This is a genomic window from Candidatus Frankia alpina (genome assembly GCF_902806485.1).
In the GTDB taxonomy this organism is placed as follows: Bacteria; Actinomycetota; Actinomycetes; order Frankiales; family Frankiaceae; genus Frankia; species Frankia alpina.
This window is the reverse complement of the sequence record NZ_CADCWT010000356.1, coordinates 1-3,650: the sequence shown is the minus strand read 5'-3', so window position 1 is coordinate 3,650 and position 3,650 is coordinate 1. Positions and strand designations below refer to the sequence as shown.

The 3,650-nt window shown below is 72.7% G+C and carries 2 protein-coding genes and 1 pseudogene; all 3 read left to right on the top strand.

All coding sequences use genetic code 11. The features are described 5' to 3' along the window. Positions 1–240 precede the first annotated feature (240 nt). On the top strand, positions 241–2,643 hold the full coding sequence (locus tag G6R25_RS22500) for a hypothetical protein (RefSeq protein WP_163554483.1): 2,403 nt from the start codon (positions 241–243) through the stop codon (positions 2,641–2,643). A gap of 16 nt (positions 2,644–2,659) precedes the next feature. Further along, positions 2,660–3,133 (top strand): annotated as a pseudogene (locus G6R25_RS32080) (BREX-2 system ATPase PglY family protein); the annotation flags it as partial. A gap of 194 nt (positions 3,134–3,327) precedes the next feature. Further along, the coding region (locus G6R25_RS32075; RefSeq protein ID WP_473246928.1) for a BREX-2 system ATPase PglY family protein at positions 3,328–3,650 on the top strand (323 nt) is incomplete at its 3' end.

The following is a 3,650-nucleotide window of genomic DNA, read 5'->3' as shown; positions in this document are numbered from 1 at the left end:
CTCACACCCCGCAACAATTACCCAACCTCACAAATCGACGCCGGGAATGGCTCACTGACCACGGATCGGCCGTCGGGTGTTCCGGGTACGTGCCTGGCCGGGTGCGGTGGGCGTCGCCGTCCCCGGACGGTCGGGTGGACGGTGACGGGCTGCCCACGCGCTGCGGTGGCGTGCGAGCGGTGGGCGAAGGCGGCGGCACGGTCCGTACAGGGCGTTTGTCAGGTGCGTTAACGTGGACCGGTGCCGCCGACGAACCAGCCGCTTCTGCGCGAGTTCATCCACATCCCGGAACGGACCAGCACGAGCGACTTCGTCCTCAGCCTGACCGAGGGCGTCAGCGACGTCGCGGCAACCCTGCGCAACTACGTGATCACCGATGCGCTGGTCGACAACTTCGACCAGGCACTCGGGCTCATCGCCTCCGCGGTTGGCGGCGGCGGATCCAAGGCCGCCTACCTGCACGGGTCGTTCGGCTCCGGCAAGTCGCACTTCATGGCCGTCCTCTACGCCCTGCTGAAGCGCGAAACGGCCGCCCGAGCCCGCGACGAGTTCGCCGGCCTGATCGCCAAGTACGACAGCACCCTGGCCGGGCGCAACATCCTGCTCGTCCCGTTCCACCTGCTCGGCGCCAAGTCGCTGGAGCAGCGGGTGCTCGGCGGCTACGTCGAGCACGTCCGCGCGCTGCACCCCGAGGCGCCGATCCCCGCCGTGCACCGCACGGACGCGCTGCTCGACAACGCCCGCGAGCTGCGCGCCCGGCTCGGCGACGCGCAGTTCATCGCCGGGCTGCCCGGCGCCGCCGCCGGCCAGCCCGCGCAGGACGACGGGCAGTGGGGGCCGCAGGAGGCCGCCGCCTGGGGCGACTCGGACGGCTGGACGCCCAGCCAGCTCGACCGTGCCTTCGCCGCCGGGTTCGACGACCCGCTGCGCCGTCGCCTCGTCTCCGACCTGCTCACAAGCTGGCTGCCCGGCGTCCTGCGGGAGTCCCTGGAGGACGGCGAGGGCTTCGTCTCCCTCGACCTTGGCCTGGGCGAGATCGCCGCCCACGCCAAGGGCCTCGGCTACGACGGGCTCGTGCTGTTCCTCGACGAGCTGATCCTCTGGCTGGCGAACTCCATGGGCGACCAGGAGTTCGTCTCCCGGGAGGCGGGCAAGGTCACCAACTTCGTCGAGGGCGGCGAGGGCCGCCGGGCCATCCCCATCATCAGCTTCATCGCCCGCCAGCGGGACCTGCGGGAACTCGTCGGAGAGAAGGTCGCCGGCGCCGTCCAGCTCGCCTTCCAGGACGCCATCGACCTCGCCAGCGGCCGGTTCGACGTCATCCCGCTCGGGGACCGCAACCTACCGCTGGTGGCCAACCGCCGGCTGCTGCAGCCGGTCAGCCCGGCGGCGGCCGAGGCCATCGCGAAGGCCTTCGACGAGACCACGCACCTGCGTCACGAGGTGTGGGACACGCTGCTCGGCAGCGGCGGGTCGACCGGGGCCGACATCACCGCCTTCCGGCTGAGCTACCCGTTCTCCCCGGCGTTCATGGACACCCTCGTGCACGTCTCCAGCGCCTTGCAGCGCCAGCGGACCGCGCTGAAGCTCATGCTCCAGCTCCTCGTCGACCACCGCGACGACCTGCGCCTGGGCCAGCTCGTCCCGTTCGGTGACCTCTACGACGTGCTCAGCCGCGGCGGCGACCAGCCGTTCACCACCAAGCTCAAGGTCGAGTTCGAGGCGGCGAACAAGCTGTACGAGACGCGGCTGCCTCCCTATCTGCTGGAACAGAACAAGCTCACCGAGGACGAGCTGCTGCGCGCCCGTCGTCAGGCCGCCGCCGCCGCAGCAGCCGGTGGTGATGGTGTTGGCGGCGGCGGCGGCGCGCCGGCCGACGCTAAGCTCGCCGCCCGGCTGCGCACCTTCACCGGTGACGACCGGCTGATGAAGACGCTGCTGCTGTCCGCGCTCGCGCCGTCCGTGCCGGCGCTGCGCAATCTTACCGTCAGCCGCCTGTCCGCGCTCAACCACGGCAGCATCACCAGCCCGGTCCCCGGCCAGGATCGCGGCCGGGTCGCGCAGAAGGTGCAGGCGTGGGGGGCGAACTTCGGCGAGATCAAGGTCACCGACGCCAATGACCAGGGCGTCAGCCTGGAGCTTGTGGGCGTCGACGTCGACAGCATCCTCGCCTCCGCGCAGCACGCGGACAACCCGAGCGCCCGCCACGGGCTCGTCAAGCGGTTGCTGTGGAGCGAGCTCGGCCTGCCCGAGGCCGGCGGGTTCGTCGACCACGCCACCCTCGTCTGGCGGGGCAGCGCCCGGGAGATCGAGGTCGTCTGGGGCAACGTCGCCAGCCGCGACGAGTTCGTCGACGATGCGTTCACGCCTCTCGACGCGCACGCCTGGCGCCTCGTCGTCGGCTACCCGTTCCAGGACGGCGCCCGCAGCGTCGCCGACGGTCGCCGGGCTGCTGGAGACCGGCCGGCGGGAGCGCAGCGTCTACTGGCTGCCCGCCGGGCTCACCGTCGAGCGGCTCGCCGACCTGCGCCGCCTCGTCGTGCTCGACCACGTGCTCAGCGGGCAGCGCTTCGACAGCCACGCCCAGCACCTCAACCCGACCGGTCGGCAGCGCGCCCACACCGTACTGACCAACCAGCGTGACGCGCTGACCATCCGGATGCGCGGGGTGCTGCGCCAGGCCTACGGCCTGGCGCAGAAGCAGGCCGAGGACGTCGACGTCGCCGTCGGTGAGCACCTGTTCCGGCTGTGGCCCGAGCTGCGCCCCACCCTGCCGCCCGGCGCCTCGGCGAAGGAGGCCCTGGAGCACATCGCCGACGGCATGCTCGCCGTCCAGTACCCGGACCACCCGAAGCTCGACCCGGACCGCACCGGGCAGCGGGTCCGCCCCGCCGACACCACGACCGTGTTCCGCTACGTGCAGGCCGCCGCGGAGACCGACAACGGGCGGGTCGAGGTCGCCAAGGCCGACCGGCCGGTCATGCGGCGCGTCGCCGGGCCGCTGGGCCTCGGTGAGGTGCACGAGGCCGCGTTCGTCCTCGGCCGCCGCTGGATCGAGGTGTTCCGGGAGGCCGCGCCGCCCCGTAACTCCGCCGGTGACCTGCCCGTCCGCGAGCTGCTGCGGCTGCTCGGCGACAACGGCCGGTACGGCCTGGAAGCGCACGTGGCCGCGCTCGTCGTCGCCACCTACGCGGAGCAGACCGACCGCGCCTGGGTCCGTCACGGCGTGCCGCTCGACCCGGCACCCGGCCTCGGCGGGATCACCACCGACATGGCGCTGCGCGAGCAGCGGCTGCCCGAGGCCGCGGACTGGGCCACGGCCGGCGGGTGCGCGACTTCGCCGGCCGGGCCGCTGCGGCGGCCCGCGAGCGGCTCGCCGACGCCCGCACCCTCGTCGACGCCCTCGAGGGCCATGGTGCCCGGCTCGGCCTCGACCCGCTCGCCACCGCCGGACGCCTGCACACCGCCCACCGCGCCCTCGACCTGCTCGCCGCGCTCGACGCCGCCGCCAGCCCGGCGGAGCTCGTCACCGTCCTCGCCCGAGCCGATCTCGGCGGCCCCGCCGACCGGCTCGCGAAGAGCATCACCACCGCTAGCCCGAGTTTCCATCGATCTTGGTCTCTTCCAAGCCTTTTCGTAGGTGAGAGAAA